The sequence below is a fragment of the Hymenobacter cavernae genome, assembly GCF_014641455.1.
Classification (GTDB): domain Bacteria; phylum Bacteroidota; class Bacteroidia; order Cytophagales; family Hymenobacteraceae; genus Hymenobacter; species Hymenobacter cavernae.
In genome coordinates, this window is the sequence record NZ_BMHT01000002.1 from 60640 (window position 1) to 84867 (window position 24228).

General features: G+C 55.2%; 21 protein-coding genes. 8 read left to right on the forward strand and 13 right to left on the reverse strand.

Features of this window, described 5'->3' with window-relative positions:
* Positions 1 to 108 precede the first annotated feature (108 nt).
* The gene (locus IEX74_RS04640) at positions 109 to 279 is read left to right on the forward strand and encodes a hypothetical protein (RefSeq protein WP_188811507.1); all 171 of its coding nucleotides are present in this window, start codon (positions 109 to 111) and stop codon (positions 277 to 279) included.
* 73 nt (positions 280 to 352) lie between these two features.
* Here IEX74_RS04640 and IEX74_RS04645 read toward each other — a convergent pair whose 3' ends face one another.
* From IEX74_RS04645 to IEX74_RS04670, 6 genes are all read right to left on the reverse strand, one after another.
* Positions 353 to 2623, reverse strand: coding sequence for a T9SS type A sorting domain-containing protein (locus tag IEX74_RS04645; RefSeq protein WP_188811509.1), 2271 nt, complete (start codon positions 2621 to 2623; stop codon positions 353 to 355).
* Positions 2624 to 3090: 467 nt separating this feature from the next.
* Positions 3091 to 3765, reverse strand: coding sequence for a sterol desaturase family protein (locus IEX74_RS04650; protein WP_188811518.1), 675 nt, complete (start codon positions 3763 to 3765; stop codon positions 3091 to 3093).
* Positions 3766 to 3847: 82 nt separating this feature from the next.
* Positions 3848 to 4369, reverse strand: coding sequence for a shikimate kinase (locus IEX74_RS04655; RefSeq protein WP_188811520.1), 522 nt, complete (start codon positions 4367 to 4369; stop codon positions 3848 to 3850).
* A gap of 119 nt (positions 4370 to 4488) precedes the next feature.
* Positions 4489 to 5544, reverse strand: coding sequence for an ABC transporter permease (locus tag IEX74_RS04660; RefSeq protein WP_188811523.1), 1056 nt, complete (start codon positions 5542 to 5544; stop codon positions 4489 to 4491).
* An 89-nt stretch (positions 5545 to 5633) separates the two neighbouring features.
* The gene (locus IEX74_RS04665; protein WP_188811525.1) at positions 5634 to 6734 is read right to left on the reverse strand and encodes a BT_3928 family protein; all 1101 of its coding nucleotides are present in this window, start codon (positions 6732 to 6734) and stop codon (positions 5634 to 5636) included.
* A 182-nt stretch (positions 6735 to 6916) separates the two neighbouring features.
* Entirely contained in the window at positions 6917 to 7471 is a 555-nt protein-coding gene (locus IEX74_RS04670; RefSeq protein WP_188811527.1) for a DUF1599 domain-containing protein, read from the reverse strand.
* 202 nt (positions 7472 to 7673) lie between these two features.
* Here IEX74_RS04670 and folP point away from each other — a divergent pair, with 202 nt between their 5' ends.
* The 3 genes from folP (at position 7674) to IEX74_RS04685 (ending at position 11402) form a co-directional block, all read left to right on the forward strand.
* Positions 7674 to 8567, forward strand: coding sequence for a dihydropteroate synthase (folP, locus tag IEX74_RS04675; RefSeq protein ID WP_188811529.1), 894 nt, complete (start codon positions 7674 to 7676; stop codon positions 8565 to 8567).
* Positions 8564 to 9406 (forward strand): diadenylate cyclase CdaA, encoded by an 843-nt coding sequence (cdaA, locus tag IEX74_RS04680; protein ID WP_188811531.1) that lies wholly within the window; start codon positions 8564 to 8566, stop codon positions 9404 to 9406. Before folP ends, cdaA begins: the two co-directional genes overlap by 4 nt.
* A 529-nt stretch (positions 9407 to 9935) precedes the next feature.
* A complete protein-coding gene (locus tag IEX74_RS04685) occupies positions 9936 to 11402 on the forward strand; it encodes a patatin-like phospholipase family protein (protein ID WP_188811533.1) in 1467 nt (488 codons plus the stop codon).
* 150 nt (positions 11403 to 11552) lie between these two features.
* Here IEX74_RS04685 and kbl read toward each other — a convergent pair whose 3' ends face one another.
* Both kbl and IEX74_RS04695 read right to left on the reverse strand, forming a co-directional pair.
* The gene (kbl, locus tag IEX74_RS04690) at positions 11553 to 12800 is read right to left on the reverse strand and encodes a glycine C-acetyltransferase (protein ID WP_188811535.1); all 1248 of its coding nucleotides are present in this window, start codon (positions 12798 to 12800) and stop codon (positions 11553 to 11555) included.
* Positions 12801 to 12846: 46 nt separating this feature from the next.
* On the reverse strand, positions 12847 to 13923 hold the full coding sequence (locus tag IEX74_RS04695; RefSeq protein ID WP_188811537.1) for a patatin-like phospholipase family protein: 1077 nt from the start codon (positions 13921 to 13923) through the stop codon (positions 12847 to 12849).
* Positions 13924 to 14076: 153 nt separating this feature from the next.
* Between IEX74_RS04695 and IEX74_RS04700 the strand changes: the two genes are divergently transcribed.
* A complete protein-coding gene (locus tag IEX74_RS04700; protein ID WP_188811539.1) occupies positions 14077 to 15084 on the forward strand; it encodes an NAD-dependent epimerase/dehydratase family protein in 1008 nt (335 codons plus the stop codon).
* Positions 15085 to 15218: 134 nt separating this feature from the next.
* Here the strand turns inward: IEX74_RS04700 and IEX74_RS04705 are convergent, their stop codons facing one another.
* From IEX74_RS04705 to ruvX, 3 genes are all read right to left on the reverse strand, one after another.
* Complete coding sequence (locus tag IEX74_RS04705; RefSeq protein WP_229755122.1) at positions 15219 to 16151, reverse strand: zinc dependent phospholipase C family protein; 933 nt, start codon at positions 16149 to 16151, stop codon at positions 15219 to 15221.
* A 201-nt stretch (positions 16152 to 16352) separates the two neighbouring features.
* Entirely contained in the window at positions 16353 to 16961 is a 609-nt protein-coding gene (gene def, locus IEX74_RS04710) for a peptide deformylase (protein ID WP_188811543.1), read from the reverse strand.
* Entirely contained in the window at positions 16958 to 17368 is a 411-nt protein-coding gene (ruvX, locus tag IEX74_RS04715) for a Holliday junction resolvase RuvX (RefSeq protein WP_188811545.1), read from the reverse strand. The genes def and ruvX overlap by 4 nt, the downstream gene beginning before the upstream one ends.
* Positions 17369 to 17785: 417 nt before the next feature.
* Between ruvX and IEX74_RS04720 the strand changes: the two genes are divergently transcribed.
* On the forward strand, positions 17786 to 19474 hold the full coding sequence (locus IEX74_RS04720) for a S41 family peptidase (protein WP_188811547.1): 1689 nt from the start codon (positions 17786 to 17788) through the stop codon (positions 19472 to 19474).
* A gap of 298 nt (positions 19475 to 19772) precedes the next feature.
* On the opposite strand, the gene IEX74_RS04725 is transcribed toward IEX74_RS04720, so the two are convergent.
* The gene (locus tag IEX74_RS04725; RefSeq protein ID WP_188811549.1) at positions 19773 to 20837 is read right to left on the reverse strand and encodes a transglutaminase-like domain-containing protein; all 1065 of its coding nucleotides are present in this window, start codon (positions 20835 to 20837) and stop codon (positions 19773 to 19775) included.
* A 244-nt stretch (positions 20838 to 21081) separates the two neighbouring features.
* Between IEX74_RS04725 and IEX74_RS04730 the strand changes: the two genes are divergently transcribed.
* Both IEX74_RS04730 and IEX74_RS04735 read left to right on the forward strand, forming a co-directional pair.
* Positions 21082 to 22290: a homogentisate 1,2-dioxygenase gene (locus tag IEX74_RS04730; RefSeq protein ID WP_188811551.1), complete on the forward strand. Its 1209-nt coding sequence runs from the start codon at positions 21082 to 21084 to the stop codon at positions 22288 to 22290.
* 149 nt (positions 22291 to 22439) lie between these two features.
* Complete coding sequence (locus IEX74_RS04735; RefSeq protein WP_188811552.1) at positions 22440 to 22964, forward strand: hypothetical protein; 525 nt, start codon at positions 22440 to 22442, stop codon at positions 22962 to 22964.
* A gap of 93 nt (positions 22965 to 23057) precedes the next feature.
* Here IEX74_RS04735 and IEX74_RS04740 read toward each other — a convergent pair whose 3' ends face one another.
* On the reverse strand, positions 23058 to 24017 hold the full coding sequence (locus tag IEX74_RS04740; RefSeq protein ID WP_188811554.1) for an N-acetylornithine carbamoyltransferase: 960 nt from the start codon (positions 24015 to 24017) through the stop codon (positions 23058 to 23060).
* Between the last annotated feature and the right edge of the window lie 211 nt (positions 24018 to 24228).

Consider the following 24228-nt stretch of genomic DNA (forward strand, 5'->3'; position numbering starts at 1 on the left):
GTCTACCACGCAATTCTGTAATATCTCAACCTTTTTCTGCCTAGGTCAGTATCATTCTGAGACGCCCATTGGTGCTTTGTTTCTCTCCCACTTTCCCTCAGACTTATCATGAAAAACGCTCGTTTTTTACTCGTCTTTTCCCTTATTCTTCTCACCTTCTCGCTTAGCAGCTGCGAGGCCATCGGTGATATTTTCAAAGCTGGCGCCTGGACCGCCGTTATCGGCATTTTCCTGGTTGTGCTGCTTATTTCCTTCTTGGTCCGGAAGATGCGAGGCTAGCTTTAGCTAGTGCTCATATAAAACAAGAAAGGCGCTCGTGAGCGCCTTTCTTGTTTTATATGAGCACTACAGTTTACTCTTTTATCACCTTCAGCACAACAGTACCGCTGCTCGTTTGCAAATGAACAAAGTACACCCCTACTGGCTGTTGGCTTAGATCAAACATTGTGCGTTGCGGGCCAGCGGCCAGTGTTTGCGCTAGTGTAATGATGGGTGCGCCGAGCGTGTTAGTTACGGTGCCCGTCAAGGTAGTAGCGGACCAATTGGTATACAATTCAAATCGGCCAGTTCCTGGATTAGGTGCTACCGTTACGTCGCTAGCTAGGCAGTCTGCGCATCCTTTCACTGCTACTACCGGAGAAAAGGATTCCTCCCCGTCGGTATCTACTTGCCGCAGACGGTAGTAATTAATACCTAGAGTAGGCTGCTGATCTACGAATGAGTAGTTGCTTGTATTGGTGGTAGTACCTGCTCCCTCAACGGTACCGATGGCCTGAAACGTTTTTGCGTCGAGGCTACGCTCTACCACAAATTTTTCATTGTTCTTCTCGCTAGCGGTTGCCCAGGTGCAGGAAACTGTTGTGCCTGTCCGTGCAGCATTGAAGGCAGTTAGCTCGACGGGTAGCACACCACCACCGTTTGACGTTACAGCAAAAGGAGAAAAGTTGCTTATGCCCACACGCTGTACCGCCATCTGACTGCCGTCAGTGAATGCACTTACGTTTGCTGGCATCCGGTCCCAGCTATTGTTGGTTGTACTAAAGTGGTCAATAAAGCTTTTCGTCTTATCAAAGGCTGCCCCCTGCCGAGTGGTAGTAGGCGTCCAAGCCAGTTTAAGAGTAATTGACACCGGAGTAGTGGTTTCGCGACCAACGAGCCACGTATTATTTACATTGCCAGAATTCTTAACGGGATTAGATGCCACACCCTGCTTTGAATAGCTTGCAAATACTTCCGAAATAACCCGCACCCGGAATGTTTCATCTTTGTCAGAGCTACCTGGCGTGATTGAGGCTGGCAGATAATCGGCTGCTGCACCGGATGTAGCAACTGGGAATAATACGGTGCCACTGGTAGAGGTAAGAGTAGCCCGATATTCCCCGAGGCCATTCGTTACAATCTGACCACCATTTGTGCGCGTGAGCGTTGCTGCACGCAACAAAGTCAGATTGTAATCACCTAGCTGTACGGCTTGGGGTGCTGTAGTGCTACTCGTCAAAGTCAGTGCTTCGCTAACGATAGTTGCACCTACAAGGGCTTTCGGGCTTTGTCCACTAAAATTCAGTTTAGCATAAGTAGCGGGCAACACGTTTTGGGCTGTGCCACTATTTCCCAGATATTCTACTGTGCTTCCCGCGCCTAAGTCGCCGATCTTCAGACTAGTAGGTGTAGCTCCTAACTGTAGTTTAGAATTATCGGTGACATCCACCGTACCTGTTAGTTGGTCTCCTGCTCCCATGTAAAGGGTGGCTGGTTCTGCTGGGGAAGCACCAACTACTATGCGTGAGGTAGGATTCAGATCAATGATTCCGGTTAGCCGGTCTGTCAGGCTGCCGTCACCCCGTACATAATACGTATAGTTGGTATTGCCGGTAAAGTCGATGGATGATGGCCGGATTGCGCTGGTGGTGCTCTGTGACCACGCGGAAGCATTGTTCAGATTACCATTCGTATTAGAATAGAGAACATTGGTTTCAGGGTATACAGCAATGTCGTCCAAGCTTATTCCATTACCGTTGTCAGCGCTGTACACGTAAGTAAAGCGGATTACTATTTCAGCATTATTTGCTAGGTTCAGACCAACGAGGCGGTGCTGGGCAGCACGCCGATAGGTGGAGGAATTGCCATCCGATTGCCCAATCAAATTACCTGTGCCAGGAGCTTGAAGATCTAACTGAGACAGATCAGTCCAGTTGTTAGTACCTTCTGCTTGTACCAGATCGTTATTGGTGAAGGCATTAGGGCTTACAGTAGTTGCATTAGAATACACGCGATAATCAGCCCGGAAATACGCTTCATTCGCCTTGGATGAATTATACCATTGCTCCATCGCGTAGCGGATATCTAGATTTTTGATGATTGCTCCGGATGTATTCTTTAAACGGATAGCAATGTAACCCTTACCAACTGTAGCTAGCCCTCCTTGCGTACCAGCAATGCCGCCCAACGCCCGATCTGGGTCACCTACGGCACCAAAGTTATAAGCGCCCGTAGTAGAATTGGAGCCGTCATTAGCAGTAGGAGAAGGAAGACCAAGGAAACTAGTGCCGTAAGCGTAACCTGCTATAACGCCAGGCAAACTACTGTTGGTACCCCCAACAAAGGTAGGCGTACCGGTACCCATTCCATCAAAGTTTTGCTGGTATGGACCTAGGCCATTAGAGCTGGCGTCGGCAGCAGCCTTAAACTGGTATTGTGCTCGTGCAGTGAAAGACAGTAGTAGACATAAGCACCAAAGGCTTAAACCCCGAGTAAAATAACGATGTAGCATTGCAAAGATGGTTAGGAAGATAGAGCAGCAGTTTTTCCCAATAAGAGAATCAAGAATACTTTCCCTTATTGAGACACAAATATGCTAGCGCAAGTATATATATGCAAATGCTTGTATAATAGAAAATTAGTTAAGCACCATATATATTCAAATATCATAATTTGTTTACGCAATAATCTTGCAATAATTACATAATTATTGCATTCCCATTTTGCTACTTTCACCTTATCTTCCTTTCTGAATTTTGGAAAGAGCTGTTAAATGGGCAAAAAAAATGGGGCTCGTAGCCCCATCTTCCCAAAATCAAACTTACGTTATTCCTATTTCTCTTTGCCGGGCATGGTTCCAACAATATGGTCCCACAAAGTGCTGGAAACCCCGAAAGCTACTTCATCTTGCCGATAGTGGTGCTGAGCATGGTGGTGCCACCACACCTTCAGGAAGTTCTTCGGCGGGGCATATACGTGAATGGCATAGTGCACAAAAAGGTACAGCGCGTAGCCAAACACGAAGCCAGCCAGAACGCCAAAGCCCGCGTTGCCAAAGGTGAAACGGAAGATAAAAAACAGCAACGACGCCACGAATACCGTCAGGATAGGCGGCATGGCCAAGCGGGTCTTATCTTTTGGAAACTCGTGGTGTACGCCGTGCATGGTGTACTGAAACTTGGCGCGCCCCGGCGTGGTAGCTGCAATGTGGTACACGTAGCGATGCACCAAGTACTCGGCCAGGGTGAAGAGCAGCCAACCTGCCAGGAACAATCCGAAAGCTGATAAGCCCGTGAGCAAGCCACGGCTCAGGCTGTAATAGAGGCTAACAGCCGCTACACTGAAAAAGATGGTGAGTGGCCCTGCAATGTGCGTATGTGTCAGCCGCTCCAATACGGGATTCTTAAACAATTGAGCCGAGCCTTTCTGCTTGGGCTTAATAGCACCAGACAGCTTAACCGGCGTTGGCTTCACATCGGGCTCAGGAGTTGCGGAGGCAGAGTTCATACTAAGTAGTTAGCTGATGTAAGGAGCAAAAGTACGCAGCAACGCACAAATTGCACGCCGTCCCTTGCCGTGGGCACCTAGCTCAAGCGGTAGTTTGGTAATGCAGAATTAACCGCTGAATGTTCTCCACTGAGCAACCTGCCGCTGCACACTGCAAGGGTGCGCGGGTGTAAAACCGTTCGCGAGCGGCTAAGGTTTCGCGTAAACGTGTTTCCAGCGCCTGCTGGTCGGGGAGGCTGGCCAAGAGCGGCCGGGCGGCCGCCGCCCGGCCTAGACGCCGTACCAGTTCTTCGACGGGCACGGCCAGGTACAGCGTCAGGCCGGTAGCAAGCAGCAGATCTAGGTTTTGGTGAAAGCAGGGCGTGCCGCCACCGGTCGCCAACACAAGCTTCGGGTACTGCGCCAGCACTGCGTGCAGCGCCGCGGCCTCCCGCTCCCGAAAATACGCCTCGCCCTCCTTGCTGAAAATAGCGGCAACGCTACGGCCTTCCCGACGCACAATTTCCTCGTCCAGATCAATGAAAGGAACGCCGTAGAAAGTAGCTAAAGCTCGCCCCAGGGTAGTTTTGCCCGCCCCCGGCATCCCGATAAGGTAAAGACGCATGAGTTTCAATTAACAATGAAGAATGAGCAATGAAGAATGAGCAATGAAGCAAGGTGTCTTCTAAGTCATTATTAAACTGTTCTCCTTACTGTTCATTGCTCATTCTTCATTGCTCACTGCTAACTTAGTTTCACCCGCGGGTCCAGGGCGGCATAGAGCACGTCGACCACGATGTTGATAACCACAAACAAGAAGGCGATGAAGATGGTAGCGCCCATTACAACGGGAAAATCCAGGTTCTCAACGGCGCGCAACGTGATGGTACCTAGGCCTTTCCAGTTGAAAATGTACTCAATAAAAAAAGCGCCAGCCATGAGCGACGCCAGCCAGCCGGATACGGCCGTGATAACCGGATTTAGGGCATTGCGCAGCGCGTGGCCCATTACGGTATGGTACCCGGATAAGCCCTTGGCACGCGCCGTACGAATGTAGTCCTGGCTCAGCACATCGAGCATGGAGCTGCGCGTGAGCTGCGTGATGACCGCCAACGGACGGATACCGAGGGCCACGGCCGGCAGCAGCAAGTTGCGCAGCACGAGGTGCGTGCCGGTAAATGGGTCGGTTTCATAGAGCTGTCCCGTTAGGTTGAGACCCGTCCAGCGGCTCCAGTAAAAGCCAAACGTCATGGCAATGAGGATGCCGGCCACAAACGACGGCACTGAAATACCTAGGACTGATACAGTTACCAGAGAGCGGTCGAGCCAGGAATGCGGCTTCAGGGCAGCCAATATGCCAAACAGAATACCGAGCCCTGCTGCCAGCAGCATGGCCGCCAGCGCCAGCCAAAGCGTACCCGTAAAGTGGTCGAGCAGAATGTTTAATACCTCCTTGTTGCTCTGAAAAGAACGCCGCAGATACGGCTTTTTGAGCACAAACGCCTTGTTGCCTAAAGGCAGCAGCGCCACGCCGCCGTATTTCGCCACGCCCGCCGAGTCGCGCGAGTGCAAACCCAGGGGCGACACATCGTTGAGGTAGCCCGCAAGCTGAGCCGGAATGGGCTGGTCCAAACCTAGGTCGGCGGCAATGGCGGCGCGCGTAGCGGCATCGGAGCGCTGCCCAGCGAGCAGCGCCACCGGGTCGCCGGGCAGCACGGTAAAGAGAAAGAAAACTGTGAGTGCTACGCCCAGCAGCACCAAAAAACCTTGCCCCAGCCGTCGAAGAATAAAAAGAATCATGATTTAGTGCATAGTGCTTGGTGCCTAGTGCTTAGTAGCTAGCTTTTCTGGCTAACCATCATATACCCAGCACTAAGCACCAAACCAAACTACAGCAGCTTCTCCAGTTTCGCCGCGTCGGGAATATCGTGGTAGTGGTACTTGCCTTTCACCACGCCGTTTTGGAGCAGCATCAGGCCGGGGTTTGAGCGGATCATGGATTTGAGCACGGTAGCGTCGGCGTAGTAGAACGGCACGGCCAGGTTCACGTCGTGGCGGAAGGCGTCGAACTCGGCGGGACTGCTGCTGGTAATAACCAGCGTAGAAATGTTCTTGCGCGATTTTTTTACTTCATCAAACAGCGCATCAAACTGCTCAAACCGGTCGCGGTCGGCATTGGCGGTGCTTTGCACGATGAGCACGAGGCGGTTACCTTCCAGGAGCTGCTGCGTGAAGTCGCCTTCATCGTTCCACACCTTGAAGTCGGTGATTTTCGGGCCAGCTTCCGGATTCAGCGGCACCATCTGCTTGAACTTCCAGGTGGTATCGGTCGGGTAATCGGTGAAGTCCTTCGTCTCGCCGTTGCGCGTCATGATGTACTTGTAACGCAGCTGCGCCGAAGGCTTCATGAGTTTGCCAATGTCATTACCAACTTTATAAGGCAGAAAGTCGAAATACGGCAAGTGACCTAGGGCCCGGACGCCAATACCGACCGCCACGGCCGTGGCCACGGTGATGTACATAATCCCGAGCAGCCCTCGCGCAAACGTGCGGCGTAGGTAGCGCTGGTTGAAGTGCACCACCGCCCATAACCCCAACAGGAACAAATCTTTGATGAAGGACGCCCAAGGCGTGAGCTTGATGAAGTCCCCGAAGCAGCCACAGTCGGTTACCTTATTAAAGGCCGCCGAGTAGAAGGTGAGAAAGGCAAAAAACACCAGCAGCCCGAGCAGCGCCCACATGATCTGGCGCATTTGCCAGCGCAGCAGCAGCGCTACGCCGAGCACCACTTCCACCGAGCTCAGCACAAGAGAAAGCGTGCGGGCAATGCTGCGGAAGCTCAGAAAAAATGAGCCAAAGTCCTGGGCAAATACTTCGAAATACTCTTCCAGCTTCAACGCCGTGCCAATGGGGTCGTTGAGTTTAATCAGGCCAGAAAAGATGAACAGGCCGCCAAGCAGCGCCCAACAAATACGCGTAATGAGTTTCATTTTAGGGTCTTGGGGACTTAGGAGCTTAGGATCTTGGTTTTTGTTCTGGTGGAAAACACTACGGAAATGGCAACCAGTGCCCGCTAGTTAGCACGGCTTATGCCGCTTGTTGCCAACTACATGGTTAGTTGAAAGTACCCGTTTGCTTAGCTGCTGCAAGATACGGCCGCATATCCAAGACCCTAAGCTCCCAAGTCCCCAAGACCCAACTTAATAAGCGCAAATACCGCATAATTCAGCATGTCCCGGTAGTTGGCTTCCACCCCTTCCGACACGTAGGTGTGACCACCTAGGTCCTCGATCTGCTTGGTGCGGTGCAGCTTCATCAGGATGATGTCAGTGATGCTTTCCACACGCATCTGGCGCCAGGCCTCGCCGTAGTCGTGGTTTTTGGCGAACAGCAGCTGCCGGTTGATGCCGACTTCCTCGTCGTAGGCATCGGCCACCTTTTCGGGGTCCAGGTCCAGGGACGCGTCGGTGGGCAGCTGCAGCTGCATGAGCGCAATCACGCAGTAGTTGACGATGGCCACGAACTCCTCCTCGATGCCATCGGCTACCAGCTGTTTGCCCTTCTCCTGAATGGAGCGGATGCGCTGCGCTTTGATGTAAATCTGGTCCGTAACGGAGGGCAGGCGCATGATGCGCCACGCCGTGCCGTAGTCGTGCGCTTTGGCTAAAAACAGCGCCCGACAGTGGCCAATTACCTGGTCGTACTCGTGCTGCGTTTGGGTTTGCAAGATATTAAAGCTAGATTTAGGAACTTGGGGGGCTTGGAAACTAGGGTTTGTTTTCGGGCAGCGTACAAGGAATTGTGCATTGGTTTTACCGCGCCATGCGGTAGCAGCTCCCCCATCCGATGCTGGTGCTGGCGCGCTTGCCAGTGCCCGGAATCAAAGCGACTTTTGTCCACCCAGTAAGTCCTTGCGCTTCCAAATTCCCATGATCCAGACCGCTGCGAAAGATACGTGTTTTTCCCCGAGGCAAACCCTGCTTTGCCCCGGTGGCCGCCTCCTGGATCTGCGCCGCCCACAAGTAATGGGCATCCTGAACCTGACGCCCGATTCCTTCTTTGCCGATAGTCGGGTAGCTGACCAAGCCAACCACACAGATGTGCTCCGCCGCGCTGAAGCCATGCTCAAGGCTGGCGCCGCTGTCCTCGACCTAGGTGCTTACTCTTCGCGGCCCGGCGCCGAGGATATCAGCGCGACCGAAGAGCAACGCCGCTTGCTGCCCGCGCTGGCAGCCGTACGCGAAGCGTTTCCGGAGGCGCTTATTTCGGTTGATACTTTTCGCGCCGCTGTGGTGGCCGAAGCTGTAGCAGCCGGCGCCGATATCATCAACGACATCAGCGGCGGCACTCTCGACGCGGAGATGTTTGCCACAGTTGGGCGCCTGCGGGTGCCTTACGTGCTGATGCACATACGCGGAACGCCGCAGACCATGACCCAGCACACCGAGTACGCCCATGACATCGTACTGGAGCTAGTACGCTACTTCCGCGACAAGCTCGTGGCGCTCCGGGCGCTGGGCGTGGTGGATGTGGTGCTCGATCCGGGCTTTGGCTTTGCCAAAACGCCTGCCCAAAGCCACGAACTGCTGCGGCGCCTGCAGGAACTGCAAGTGCTGGGGTTGCCCGTGCTGGCAGCTTTATCGCGCAAGGGCATGGTGTACAAGCCCCTAGGTTTGACTGCCGCGGAAGCGCTGCCGGGTACTGTGGCCCTCAATACGGTAGCGCTGCTTAACGGCGCCCGGCTGTTGCGCGTACATGATGTAGCGGAGGCAGTACAGGCTGTACGCCTCGTTTCCCAAACTTATCCTTCTCTGGCTCCGTGATTGGCACCTTCGCTATCGGTTTCCTGCGCATCGGCTGGATCGACATCGTGGACGTGCTGCTGGTCACCGTCCTGTTCTACCAGCTCTACAAGCTGCTGACCGGCAGCGTGGCCCTAAAGATTTTTCTGGGCTTTATGTCGGTGTACCTGTTCTATCTGGTGGTGAAAGCCGCTGGTATGGAGCTGCTTACCACGATCCTAGGTCAGTTTATGAGCGTGGGCGTGCTGGCGGGTATCATTCTGTTTCAGCAGGAAATTCGTCGCTTTTTGCTCACGGTGGGCAAAGCCACGGCCCTGGACCGCGTGCGGGTGTTTCCGTGGCGGCGCGACGAGCCAGCGACCCGCATGAGCGTGACGCCTTTCGTAGAAGCCGCCAAAAGCCTAGCAGGCAAGAACATTGGGGCGCTGATTGCCTTCACAATGGTGTCGGACTTGAAGTTTTATGCCAACTCCGGCGACAACATCGACGCGGTAGTGAGTAAGCGTTTGCTGATGAGCATCTTCAATAAAACTAGCCCGCTGCACGATGGCGCTGTTATCATTACAAACAACCGCATTCAGGCGGCCCGCTGCATCCTGCCGGTGAGCGAAAACCCGGATGTGCCGGCCTCCATGGGCCTGCGGCACCGCGCCGCCATCGGCCTGACGGAAGTGACGGACAGCGTGGTATTGGTGGTAAGCGAAGAAACCGGCCAGATTTCGCTGGTCCGGGGCGGGGAGGTGTTCCGCAACCTAGCCCCCGCTGACTTGCGCGCTCGGCTGAACGAGATGCTGTTCGGGGTGCCGCCGAAGTCGGCGTCTTCCAGCGCTACCGGCTCCGGGAAGACCGTAGCAGCCTAGCTTCTAGCACTATTTATTTAAGCAACCTAGGTTTCGCGTGACCTCTCCTAAAGAGAACGTCATTTCGACCAGCGGGAGAAATCTCGCGTGCAGCCGTTGTGATAGTAAACCAGATGATTGGAGTTAGCCCTGCACGCGAGATTTCTCCCGCTGGTCGAAATGACGTTCTCTTTACTGCTAAGTTCTATCGGAACAAGCTGTAAGGAGTATTTCCCTCAAGCAAAATTCCTTTAACTATATTAATATTCTAGATAACTTTTCGTACATTCAACTACAATCATTACGCTAAGCCCTGCTGGATATCCAGCTATTATAGCACACGGGCGAAAGGCTATCTTTTTCCTATGCTTCAGGTGAGGCGCACACCCCTTGCCTTCTATTTTTTGCGCTTGGCGCACTCGCTCGCCCTTGCCTGCAACTAGCTAAAACCTAGGTTGGCAAAGCTTTGCATGCTTTTTCTGGTGACACCTAGGTTAGATGACCGCTCGGTGCTCGTCTTGATTATTGCTCACCCTTACTCACCGCAATCATGGCACTCTCCTCCGCTGATTTCACCGAGTACCCTAGCGTGCGCAGCGCCCTTTCCCGGATGCAGGAATATCTGACAAAGCACCCCGACTGGACAGTGTCGGATGTAGTAGATATGGGGGCTGACGGAAAACCACAGCACCAGTACGTTGACCTGGTAATGGAAGGCGGCGGGATGCTGGGCATTGCGCTGGTGGGCTACGTGTATGCGCTGGAGCAGGCCGGTATCCGCTTTTTGCGCCTGGGTGGCACCTCGGCGGGTTCCATAAATGCCTTGCTCATGGCTGCTAGTGGTCCGCGCCAGGAGGCTTCTACACAGTGGATTATCGAGCAGCTTGCCAACCAGAACTTCTACGACTTTGTAGACGGCGACAAGGATGCCCGCGCTTTTACGGCTGATTTGCTGCGGCCGGAAGAGGAACACCACGGCCTAGGCGGCTTCCTGCACGGACTCACGAGCAAGGCCAGACTCGTCAACGATGCGCTGCAAGTGATTGATAACATACGAGAAGACAAAGGCTTGCACCCCGGCGACGCCTTTCGGCAGTGGCTCCAACGCCTGCTCAAACAGAAAGGCATTAAGTCGATTGAGCAACTGCTGGAGTTGCGCCGGCAGGTGCCCGCGCAGGGCTTACAGCGCCGCGCTTCCCCCGAATACAACCGTGCGACGCCAGAAACCTACACGCCCGCCGACTTGTCGCGCATAGCGCTGGTGACTGCCGACATTACTACGCAAACCAAGGTCGTGTTTCCTGAAATGGCGCCGCTGTACTGGAAAGATTGGAAAACCGTGCCCCCAGCAGACATGGTGCGCGCTTCTATGTCGGTGCCGCTGTTTTTCCAGCCAAGTACCGTATCAGATTTGCCCGGCCGCGACGGCGCGCCAGATAGCGAGCTTTACCAAACCGCCTGGAACGCGCTGGGCTACACCGGCGAAATTCCTGAAACGGTGTTTTTTGTGGATGGCGGCATCATGTCCAACTTCCCCATCGACTTATTTCACGACAACACGCAGGTGCCAGCCGCGCCCACCTTCGGCATTAAGCTCGGGGTCGACCGCGCCGCCATTCGCACCACCGATTCGCTGCCGCAGTACCTAGGTGCCATTTTCGACGCGGCCCGCACCCAATACGATTTTGACTTTATCCACCGCAACTCCGACTATCGCCACCTGGTGCATTGCCTGAACGTGGACGGTTTCAACTGGCTCGACTTCCAGATGGCCGACGCCGATAAGCTGGAGCTGTTTGCCGTGGGCGTGCGCGGCGCCGTCGAGTTTCTGCTGAATTTCGACTGGTCCGGCTACAAAAAGCTGCGCGCCGCGAAGGTGCCGGTCGTGCAGCAATCCAAGCAACTGGATGCCGAAAAAGCTAGGTTGCAAGCTGCGCCCGCAGTTGAGCTGGAGTGGCCGGGCGGCATCCGGCCGGGGTATATGAAAATGGACCTAGGTCTGGTAGCGCAACAGTAACGTTTTTCTCGTTAGCGAACGCAAAAGCCCCATTGCACTTGACAATGGGGCTTTTTGCATATCCTGTCATTCCGGGCAACACGAGAAATCTGTGCTATGAACCTAGGTATCTGATCCAGATTCCTCGCGTAGCTCGGAATGACAAGTGTATTACGGCGTGTTCGTCACCACTTGGCCCGCCTCGGGCCGTTGCGCGGCCCGGTCTTTCAGCGTACCTAGCTCCTGCCCTACTTCGACGAACGCCTGAATGGCCTTATCCAGATGTTCCCGCGTGTGGGCGGCCGAGAGTTGCACCCGAATGCGCGCCTGCCCTTGTGGCACCACGGGGTAATAGAAGCCTACCACGTAGATGCCCTTTTCCAGCATCTTGGCGGCAAATTCCTGGCTCAGCTTGGCGTCGTAGAGCATGACGGGCACGATGGGGTGCTCGCCGGGCTTGATGTCGAAACCCGCTTCGGTCATCTTCGTGCGGAAGTACTTGGTATTTTCTTCCAGCCGGTCACGCAACTCGGTGCTCTCGGTGAGCAGCTCCAAAACGCGCAGGCTCGCGCCGACAATGGTCGGAGCTAGGGTGTTAGAAAACAAATATGGTCGGCTACGCTGCCGCAGCATTTCAATAACTTCTTTGCGGCCCGACGTGAAGCCGCCCATGGCCCCACCTAGGGCCTTGCCGAGCGTACCCGTGATAATATCGACGCGGCCCATCACGTTGCGGTATTCGTGGGTGCCGCGGCCGGTTTTGCCCAGAAAGCCCATCGAGTGGCACTCGTCAATCATCACCAAGGCCTGGTACTTATCGGCCAGGTCGCAGATTTTATCGAGCTGGGCAATGGTGCCGTCCATCGAGAACGAGCCATCGGTGACGATGATACGGTGGCGCGTGCCTTTTGCCTGGGCGTCCTGGAGCTGCTTCTCCAAATCGGCCATGTCGTTGTGGGTGTAGCGGTAGCGCTGGGCTTTGCACAGGCGCACGCCGTCGATGATGCTGGCGTGGTTCAGGGCGTCGGAGATGATGGCGTCCTGCTCGTTGAACAATGGCTCAAACACCCCGCCATTGGCGTCGAAAGCGGCGGCGTAGAGGATGGTGTCTTCGGTGCCCAGGAACTCAGCGAGCTTCTGTTCTAGCTGTTTGTGAATATCCTGGGTGCCGCAGATAAAGCGCACCGATGACATGCCGTAGCCGTGAGTATCAATGGTTTCTTTAGCGGCCTTAATCACTTCCGGGTGCGACGACAAACCTAGGTAGTTGTTGGCGCAGAAGTTCAGCACCTCACCGGCCTCATTGGTTTCGATTTCGGCGCCTTGCGGCGAGGTAATGATGCGCTCCTTCTTGTAAAGACCTGCATCTTTTATATCCTGGAGCTGTTTTTCGAGGTCGGGTTGGAGGGTGGTATACATGGAAATTTTGAGTGTTGAACGTTGAGTGTTGAATGGGTGGCGCCGCTCAATTTTTGACGTGTGATTTGTCAAAAAACACCTGCACGCCCTGTCGCCCACTTTCTACTAATTGCTGCTTTTGCGCTTCCGAAATGCGCTTGATTTTCGGGTTGAAACCTAGGGTGCTGATGCTCACGGTGCGCTTCCAGTCTTCGGGCTGGGCCGGGTTTAGGTTTTCGATAGCCAGCGTGTACAAAGCGCCGATGTAGCTACCAAAGTTACTGATTGTGTAAGGAGCGAGCTGCTGCCGACCGGTGCGCGCGGTATCATACGCAATCTGCTCGGCGCGGTCGAGGCGCAGACCCAGGGTTTCGGGGTTGATGATGCGGTTGTTGCTGGGCTGCGCAGAGGAAGTTTGATTGGGCAAATACCTAGGTTTATCAAACAAGTCTATCGGATAATTGGCTAGCAGGCCACCATCCACTAATACATTAATCTTCTGGCCTTTCATTGGTTTCACGACCACATTACCTTGCTCATCTAGCAGCACTGCCCGGAAGTACAGCGGAATACTCATCGAAATGCGTACAGCATCGGCTACGCGTAGCTGCGGATGCGTTTCGTAGCTGAAAACCTCAACGCGCTGAGCCGTGAGGTTGGTGCCCGTCACGTACAGGTCGCGGGCGCGGCCAGCTTGGGCGAGCTGGTGCAGCTGGCCTAGGTTCAGATCGGGGTTGCCGGTTTTGCGCCCGACCAGCTCGCTCAGGTACCTGGCAAACTGGTCGCCGCGGTACCAGCCGTATTGCTTCAGCAGGCGCGTGCTGCCACCGAAAAAGATGAGTCGCCCATCGTTGAGCCGCTGCACCGGGGTGTGATTTACCACCTCGATAATCTCCGCGGGCGAGTAGCCCACTGCTAACAGTGCCGCCTGAATAGCCCCAGCCGACGTGCCGCCCACCCGCTGAATACCGGCCAGCACGCCGCGTTTTTCCAGCTCCTGCAAGGCGCCGCCGTAGGCTATGCCCCGAATGCCGCCGCCTTCCATCACCAGATTGCGGTAAGGGCTAGGTGCGTCGGATGGGTGTTGTGCCTGCGCTGCCACGCTCAGCAGAAAAGCGGCTGCAATGGGTAAAAAACGTTGCACAAAGCCGGAATAGCACATGTTCAAACATAAGCAAACCCAGCCGATTTTCGGGCGCTTCTCTCCTACCGGCGCTTCGTTCGGGCACGACTGTTGACCGATGCAAGTCAGCCCAACCCGGTATCTTTGCAGTCCACCCGCCTGTTGTAGAATTGTATGCAAACTAACCCTAGTGCCGCCCCCAGCGACACCATCCTCGTCATTGGCGCCTGCGGTCAGCTTGGCGTCGAGCTTACCTATGAGCTGCGCCGGCAGTATGGCCCTAGCCGCGTTGTGGCCGCCGATGTACGCCCGCCCCAACAAGCCGAGCTGCGCGAAGCCGGCCCGTTCGAGCTGCTCGATGTACTCGACCGCCCACGTTTAGAAACAATTATTCAGCAATACCGCCCGCGCCAGATTTACCACCTAGCCGCACTGCTGTCGGCTACGGCCGAAAAGAACCCTCAGTTTGGCTGGCGCCTGAACATGGAAGGCTTACTCAACGTGCTCGACGCAGCCGTGGCCTACCAGGTAGCGCAGGTATACTGGCCTAGCTCCATTGCCGTTTTCGGGCCGGCCACGCCGCGCCACCAGACGCCCCAGCTCACCGTGATGAACCCGAACACGGTGTATGGCATCAGTAAGCTAGCCGGCGAGCAGTGGTGCGAGTGGTATCACCAGAAACACGGCCTCGATGTTCGCTCGTTGCGCTACCCGGGCCTTATTGGCTACAAATCCTTGCCCGGCGGCGGCACCACCGACTACGCCGTCGACATCTACCACCAGGCGCTGGCGGGCAATGCCTACGAGTGCTTCCTGCGCGAAGACACCTACCTGCCGATGATGTACATGCCGGACGCGCTGAAGGCCACCCTGGACCTCATGCACGCGCCCGCCGACCAGATTACCGTGCGCTCGTCCTACAACGTCAGCGGCATGAGCTTCTCGCCCGCTGAAATCACGGCTAGCATCCAGCGCCACCTACCTGATTTTGCAGTTAGCTACAAGCCCGATTCGCGCCAGCAGATTGCCGACTCGTGGCCCGCCAGCATCGACGATTCGCAGGCCCGGCAGGATTGGAACTGGCAGCCGCACTACGACTTAGATAAGATGACCGACGATATGTTGGCGCACTTACACCTAGCTCAGGCGGAGCTGCAATCCGCCGCGTTAGCGCATCATTAGGAAAGTATTATCGTCAACGAAAGAACGTCATGCTGAGCTTGTCGAAGCATCTCTACCGCAATATTAACTCCTGATAGGAGGACGAAGCGGTAGAGATGCTTCGGCAAGCTCAGCATGACGTTCTGTTCTTTCGCTTACTCATCGTGCCCGGCAATGCTGCTGTGCGGCGCGTTTTGTAGCTCCTTTTCTTCTGCCATCAGCCGTTGTTTTTCTTCCGCTGACAAGCTCTTGGGCAGCGTATCTAAATCGGGCTGACCAGCATCAACCCAGCAGGTGTACCACATAGCCCCGACCAGCTGCATGGCCCGGCGCATCTGCCGCTCCACTTGCCCATGCAAACGCTCGTGGTAGGCCCGACTAAAATCGCGGCTGTAGGTGCGCACGGTCTGGTTGCCGCGCTCCTCAAAGCCAAACTTGCGGTCTTCGGGAAAGCTGGCGGTCAGCTCCTCCTCGAAGCACAAAACGGAATCGACTGCCGCATGGGCACGCCCCACGGCTTGCCAGATGGTCTTCGTCGGGTTGTCCAGGTAAGGCGCGGGTCCGGTGAAGAAATCGTAGTTGGCGCTCAGCAGCTCCGGCAGCCGGCTTTCCCACAGCCCGTGAATGCCGCGCTGTCCGCTGAGCTGCCCATTGTAGTTGCGGGTGGTGTGCAGCGGCACGCAGGCATCCGCCACGTAATGACCTAGGTCGGCCGACAGGTGCAGGATGCGGTCAGTATCGTGCGTGCGAAACGCCTCAGTAAGCTGGTACTTCATGCGCGCCACCTGCCACGGCACAATGCCGTGCCGCTGCAACGAATCTTCCCCGATCTGGGCCACGGCATCGGCGTAGTTGTGCGGCAGCTGGGCAATGGCATTAGGGCCGTACACATCGGCATCCAGAAAGTGCCGAGCCGCCTCGCCGGCCACTACGCTGCGGCGCTGATCGGGGCGGGTGGCATTGTCAGTGAGGTAGTTGATGTTGGCTTTATAAAACCCGATCATCTCCGGTGGTAGCGTAAACACCGCCAATCGGTTGATCAGCCGGTGCCCGAAGAAACCCCAGGCCCGCGGCTGGCGAGGCACCATCAGCAAGCTGATTAATAATAAAAACCCGAATAGCTTCTTCAACGATTGCAAGCAATAAAAATAGATAACGGATAGCAGCCACAGACCTAGGTTGTCTCCGCTTTTCGCCTTAATGCAAGAACTATACAATAAAAAACTCGCCTGCTTTGCCTGGCTGAACCGGCAAAACAGACGAGTAGAAAGTTGACCTAGGTTTGGCAGTTAGCGCCGACCGGCCGACACGGGGAATTTCATCCGGTAATCCGCATTCACGTCGCCTTTGCTGATGCGGGCCAGCTTGCCTTTGATGAGCTGCTTCTTAAATCCGGACAGGTGGTCGGTGAACAGGATGCCTTCCAGGTGGTCGTACTCGTGCTGAATAACGCGGGCCGTCATGCCCGAGAAGGTTTCTTCGTGCTGCTCGCGGTTCTCGTCTTCGTAGCGTAGCACCACGGTTTCAGGCCGATACACCATCTCGCGCACACCGGGAATGCTCAGGCAGCCTTCTTCAAAGCCCCATTCTTCGCCGGTTTCCTCCACGATTTCGGGATTAATGAAAGCCCGTTTGACTGGCGCGGCCGTCGGAGCTGGCTCGACTTTCTCGCCGGTTTCTTCGTCCTCATCATCTATCATAGGCGCCGAGTCGATTACGAACAGCCGGACACCTTTGGCAACCTGCGGTGCCGCCAGGCCCACACCATGCGCCGAGTACATGGTTTCAAACATATCGGCCACCAGCTGACGCAGTTCGTCGGCCGGGTAATCAGCGGGAATATCTTTGGCGGGCGTTTTCAGCACCGGGTCGCCGAAAGCAACAATGGGGTAAATCATCGGGAATTAAGAAAAGATTGCAAGATCAGGGTGGCACTCACACGGTCGACGGTGGCTTTGTCGCGACGGTCTTTTTTGGAAAGGCCACCAGCCAGCATCGCCTGATGGGCCATGCGGGAAGTGTAGCGCTCATCGATTTCGTGCACCGACAGGTCGGGCAATTCCCGGCGCAGGCGGCGCACCAAGCCCACTACGGCGCTGGTCACATCGGTTGGCTCGTTGAGCAGCGTGCGCGGCATACCGACCACTACGGCGTCCAACGGCTCCCGTTGGTGATAGGCCTTCACGTATGTCAAAACATCTTGACTGTGAATAGTTTCGAGCGGCGTGGCGATGAGCTGTAGCGGATCGGTAATGGCTAGCCCTACGCGTTTATTGCCGTAATCGATGGCGAGAATGCGGCCCATTACTTTTTGCTACTAAAGAAAACTAAATAAACAGCAAGCGCCCCTGCTCAAGAGCGTGCTATACCACAACGCAAAGATACGGGACCTAGGTTGAAAGCGGACGTCTGCTGTGGCAAACCAGCTAACCTAACGCCTTTTTTCACTAAGGGATTTCGAAGCACAGGATAAATTTTAATCTAGATTAAATCACATTACAAACAACGATCATACAACTTCATGCAATGAGCTGCACCTAGGATTATTCCTTATAAATGACCCCTTTTTTGCCCTAAATAGATAATATTTTACACTTTAACCAGAATCATATTCAACTAACACATAATTGGGCATTTTCTTGGAAAAGTTTTAATATATTTGATCTTATCCTCTTAGAAGTACGCTTTTCTATTGCTTAAACCGCTACTCTCCCAAGAGCCTATGAATGGCGAGCCAACTACCGCTCCGACGCCTCCACCGGCTGCTACATCGCAACCTAGGTTGCGCAACAATAGGGCACAGGTGCGGCAGCCGCTGCTGCTGGCGTTTGCTTTAGCGTGTGGCGTTTTGCTGGGCGCCAACCCATTCCGGCCCTCCGACCAAAATCCCGATGGTACGGCGCGGGGCTACTTGAAATTCAAAGAAATCCTGAGCTACGTCGACCGCGACTACGTGGATACGGTTGATGCCGAGGCGCTTTCTGATTACGCTATCAGCCGGATGCTGGAGCGCCTAGATCCGCACTCGACATTTATTCCGGCCAAGCAGCAGCAACAGGCATCGGCTTTTCTGCAAAGCGACTTCGACGGGGTTGGGGTAGAATTCAACCTGTTTCACGACACCGTAACGGTAGTAGCACCGCTGAGCGGCGGCCCCGGCGAGCTAGCCGGCTTGCAGCCCGGCGACCAGATTTTGCGCCTGAATGGCGAGCGGGTTTCGGGCGTGCAGCTCACCGTGGAGCAGATGAGCGCCAAGATGCGCGGCCCGCGTGGGAGCAGCGTGCAGTTCGCGGTTCGTCGCCGAGGCCAGAACAAGCCTTTGAACGTAGCCGTAACGCGCAACCGCATTCCCAATAACTCGGTGGACGTGGCCTACATGGTTGATAACCAAACAGGTTATTTGAAAATAAGCCGCTTTGCTACGGGTACTTACGATGAGTTCAAGAGCGCCCTTGGCGACCTGCGCCGCCAAGGCATGAGCCGGTTGGTGCTGGATCTGCGCGGCAACCCCGGCGGCTACCTCGACCGCGCGACCCGAATTGCTGATGAGTTTATCGGTGGCACGCGCAAGATCGTGTACACCGATGGCAAAGGCGACCAATACGACACCCAAACGTTCTCGCGGGTGGCCGGCGAGTTTGAAGAAGGTCCCTTAGTAGTGATGGTTGATGAAGGCAGCGCTTCGGCGTCTGAGGTAATTGCCGGCGCGCTACAAGACCACGACCGGGCGCTGGTAGTCGGGCGCCGCACCTTTGGCAAAGGACTTGTACAACAGCCTATCACCCTGAATGATGGCTCGGAGCTGCGCCTGACCATTGCGCGCTACTACACGCCTTCGGGCCGCTGCATTCAGAAGTCGTACAAGGGTGGCCGGGAAGCTTACGAGCACGAACTCAGTAACCGCCAGCGACACGGCGAATTCTTTCACGCCGACAGCATCCACTTCGCCGATTCACTCCGCTTCCGCACCGACCACGGCCGCACGGTGTACGGCGGCGGCGGCATCATGCCCGACCTTTTTGTTGCCCGCGATACGTCGGCGTATTCGGCTTACTTCACGCGCTTGCAGAGCCACAATCTGGTTCGGGAGTTTGCATTGAAATTCTACCAAGAGCATAAAGCAGAGCTGGAAGGCCTGCGCTTCGAGCAGTTTAACGCAACCTTCCGCATCTCTGATGCTCAGCTTCAGGCACTAAGCGCCCGCGCCGTGAATGATGGGGTGAAGCTGGATGCGGCCGGTATGCGCCGGGCGGCGCCGCTGCTGCGCACGCAGCTGAAAGCCTACATTGCGCGCAGCACGTACGGTAAAGCAGGGTACTACACAGTTCTCAACGACCAGGACCGCGAAATGCAGCAGGCCCTACAGGCCTTGTCGAACACCAGCAGTTTGCTAGCCCTAGGTCAGAAATAGAGACTACTCTAAATACCAACAGCAGAAAGGCGGACTACACGTAGTCCGCCTTTCTGCTGTTCACTAACTATAAGTTGCGGCGTTGGTGGGTTAGCCCCAGCGGGGCGGCATATCGGTAGAAAACAACGACATAACAGAACCAAGCCCCAACGGGGCGGCACCCCTCGTTGGAGCGTTGGTGTCGCCCCGCTGGGGCTTGATCATTTCTTACAAGCTAGGTTCTACCGATATGCCGCCCCGCCGGGGCTAGCTTACCAACGCCGCAACTTAAGTTATTAAGCCATTGAAATACCTAGGTTTAGCGCAGCCCTACTGCCTGTTTATCCGCATCCTTATAAGTAAACTTCTTATCAACATTCGTGAAGGGCTGCCCATCCACTTCGGCATAAGGGTAGATGAAGTAGTTCAGCGGTTCGCCTTTCTGCGGTGGGCTGAGCACTAAATCGCGGCCGCGGGTGAACTCGACGCGGTTCTCATCGTGGGCGCCGAAGAAGTACTTACGCTTATCCGGGTTTTTGGCCGCTTCTGATGCATCGATAGGCACCCAGCCGGTTTCTTTCGTGTAAAACTCGGCCCAGCAATGATAGCCTTTGATTTCGCCGGCACCACGCTCAGGCGGCAGCGGAAAGCCGATACTGAAGCGGGCCGGAATACCTAGGCTCCGGCAGTAGCCGATGAAAATGGCGTGGAAATCGGTGCAGTTACCGCGACGGGCATCGCAGGCGTAGTAGATATCACCACGGCCCCAGCCTTGGCCGGTTTTGTCGTATTTCACCGTCGAAACGACGTGGTTGTAAATAGCTTGCGCTTTTTCCAGGTCAGTTTTAGCGTTGGCTTTGGTTACTACTTCCGTGGCCCATTGCTTCACTTTAGCGTCGAGCGGCACGAGGCGGTCGTCGGTGAGCCAGCGCTGCATGTTGGGGTCCTGCTCCTCCGAAGCTAGCTTCTGATTCTTGGCACCGCTGAGCAGGGGGTTCTTGTGCTCGCGGCGCACGGCGTCAAAACGCATCGTCACGGCAATCGGCGTTTGCGGCGGATTGCTGACTTTGAGATGCAGAATCTGATTCCCGTATTCTCCTTTCACCACCTCGTACGGGTAAGAGGACGTGATTTTCAGATCTTTAATATCCTGCGACTTATCGGAATGCGGCACCGGCAGCCACAAGTTTGCCTCTTTCGCACCAGCTGGCACGTCGTGCACCGTTGCGGTGTATTCGAAGGAGAAGGCTCGGGTAGCGGGTGCGGCCAGCGCAGGACGTTGGGCTTGCGCAACCGTGCCGAGACCTAGCAGGCTGCCGATAAGACACAAGCCAGCCACTGCCCGGCGGGGGGCGCGGCGTAAAAACCAAAAGGGTGTTTGCATGAGCGCGAGGTTTGGTTTCGCCTGTCTCAATCAGGGAGACCGTCTGCACCCGATATCGCCAACAGGCCCGTTCCACTAGAGGAATTCTAAGCGACCCTCAAAGGTACGGCGGGTGGTTCACAAAGATTTATCTTCTACCCCTCAGCGACACAAAGCTTTGCCGAATAGCGGGCTGGCTTACGTAAGTCGCGCTATTCGTTTGAGAAATTATAATCTTTGCTTACCATCCTCACCCCACCCACCCATGTCGTACTATCACCGCCTCGGCCAGATTCCGCGCAAGCGGCACACCCAGTTCCGCCAACCCGACGGCTCCTTGTACTCGGAGCAACTCGTGGGAACCCTAGGTTTTCACGGCGTATCGTCGCTGCTATACCACCGGCACCCACCAACTCAGATTAAGTCTGTAGGCCAACCAATCCCGTACGGCCCGAAGCTGCTGCGCGACCGGCCGCTGCAACCTAGCCACCTGCGTACCCTGGACCAGACCACCACCGGCGGCGACTACCTCCAGGCGCGCCAGACCTTGATTGCCAACGCCGACGTGACGATGAGCATCTGCAATCCGTCGGAAAAGCAGATGACGTATTACTACAAGAACGCCTTAGCTGACGAAGTCATTTTCGTGCACGAAGGCCGGGGCCAGCTCTGGAGTCAGCTCGGTAAAGTCAGCTTCGAGCCAGGCGACTATGTCGTGATTCCGCGCACGATCATCCACCAGCTACACTTCGAGGAAGGACCAGTGCGCCTGCTGATCATTGAGTCGTTCAGCCCCGTGGAAACGTGCCGGCGCTACCGCAACCATTTTGGGCAGCTGCTGGAACATTCGCCGTATTGCGAACGAGATTTGCGGCCGCCGTATGAACTAGTATCCGACGATGAACAAGCCTCGGGCGAATACTTACTTCAGGTCAAGAAGGAAGGCTACCTGCACCAGCTCACCTACGGCCACTCGCCGTTCGACGTGGTGGGTTGGGACGGCTACTTCTATCCGTATGCCTTCAGCATCCATGATTTCGAGCCGATTACGGGTCGCCTGCACCAGCCGCCACCCGTGCATCAGACGTTTGAGGGTCATAACTTCGTCATCTGCTCCTTCGTGCCGCGGTTATTTGACTACCATCCGCTGAGCATTCCAGCGCCGTACAATCACTCCAACGTTGATTCCGACGAGGTGCTGTACTACGTGGCCGGCAACTTCATGTCGCGGCGCGGCGTGGACCTAGCTTCGTTCACGGTACACCCAAGCGGCATTCCACACGGGCCGCACCCCGGCACCGTAGAAGCTAGCCTCGGCAAAAAGGAAACGCACGAGCTAGCCGTGATGGTCGATACATTTCGGCCTTTGTACCTCACGGAAGCGGCGCTGCCTTACCTTGATGAGCGGTACGCAATGAGTTGGAACCCTGACTTCGTACCAGATCCACCACGCTCCGCCGACCTGATGGATTGAGCAAGACCTAGCTTTTTACGTCAGCTTATGTGCTTGTTGCGTTTACTTGAATCCTCATAATCAGCGCATAAATAAGGATTTTGAACGGACTATATAACTCGGCAAACTATTTGGTTATCGAGCTTCGTACGTCTGCAAAATCCACTCACATGAGAAAAATCCTGTTACTCACTTCCGTTTTCGCCTTATTACTTGCGGTAAGCTGCAAGAAAATCGATCAACTGCTCACCTTCTACATCGACGACACAGAAAACATTAAGGTGGCCGCTAGTTCCCCGCTTGGTCTCAACATGCTTTCGCCTGTAGCGGTACCAACGCAGTCGAGCCAAAAGTTTGCGAACAATAACACCAGCGCCGATTTGGTAAAAGATGTGAGTCTCAGCAAGCTCACGCTCACCATTGCGGACCCCAACACGGAGAACTTCGATTTCTTAAGCAATATCGAAATCTACATCAGCACGAGCTCGAACGACCAGATTCTGCTAGCCTCCTTGAGCGACATCCCTAAGGGTGCGCAAACTATCACTCTGAAGCCCACCGGCGCTAAGCTCGATAGCTACATCAAAGCTAGCAGCTACACACTCACCACGAAAGCAAGCGTTGCCAAGCTCATCAGCAAAGACATCACGATCCGTTCGGATTCCCGTTTTAAAGTAACTGCCGATCCGCTGTAAGGTGAGATGGTGGAATGGTGAGTTAGTGAGTTTGTCGTTCTACTTATACTACCTGTGCAAGTAAAACAGAAAGCTCACTAACTCACCATTCCACTATTTCACCATCTCACCGCCGAGCATCTCGTGCAGCACGGTCTGCATAGAGAAGACGCGGTTGCCGGCTTCCTGTATCACCAGTGAGTTAGGTGAATCCAGCACAGCATCACCGACTTCTACGTTGCGGCGCACGGGGAGGCAGTGAATGAACTTGCCGTTGTTGGTCAACGACATATGCTGCGCGTCTACCATCCAGCTAGGGTCTTGGCTGATTACTTGGCCATAGTCGCGGTAGCTGCTCCAGTTCTTGGCGTACACGTAGTCAGCGCCTTCTAGGGCTTTCTTCTGGTCGTACTCGATGCGGGCGCCTTTGGTGAACTGCTCGGCTAGCTCGTAGCCCTCGGGGTGGGTGATAACGAAATCGACCCAATCGACTTCTGAGAACCAGTCAGCGAAGGAGTTGGGCACGCACTGGGGCAAGGCGCGCACGTGCGGAGCCCAAGTCAGGACCACTTTCACGCGCTCGGTTTTTTTGGTTTCGGCCACCGTAATTAGGTCAGCGAACGACTGTAGCGGGTGCAGCGTCGCGCTTTCCAAGCTGATAACGGGCACCGTGGCGTACTTCAGAATCTTGTTGAACGTCACCTCATTGTAGTCTTCGTCGCGGTCTTTTAGGCCGGGGAAGGTGCGCACGCCTAGCACATCGCAGTACTGACTCATCACGGCAATGGCTTCCTTGATATGCTCCTGCGTGGAGCCGTTCATCACGGCGCCATCGTTCATTTCCAGCGTCCAGGAGTCAGCGCCGGCGTTGAGCACCCAGGCTTGGGCACCTAGGTTGTAGGCAGCCTTGATGGAGCTCAGGCGCGTACGCAAGCTAGGATTGAAGAAGATCAGCCCGACGGTCTTGTTCTTGCCCAGATGCTGATAGCTGTAAGGGTTCTGCTTAATCTCTAGCGCCTTGCTTAGCAGAGCTTTGTAGTCGGGAACGTCGGCGAACGAGGTGAATTTTTTCATGAGAGAATGTATTTACGCGCAAGTACGGTATAAACGAAAAACAAGGGGCTGAGCCGCTTGGCCCAGCCCCTTGCAACCCTAGCCTATCCAGTGCCGGGCCGCGGCGGTAAGCACCGCCCGTACCAGTTCCTGAACCAGCCACCACCAGCGGAAACCATTTTCAGGCGCTAGTGGTATAGGTTTGTGAAGGTTAACTTTTCGTTTTACCTTC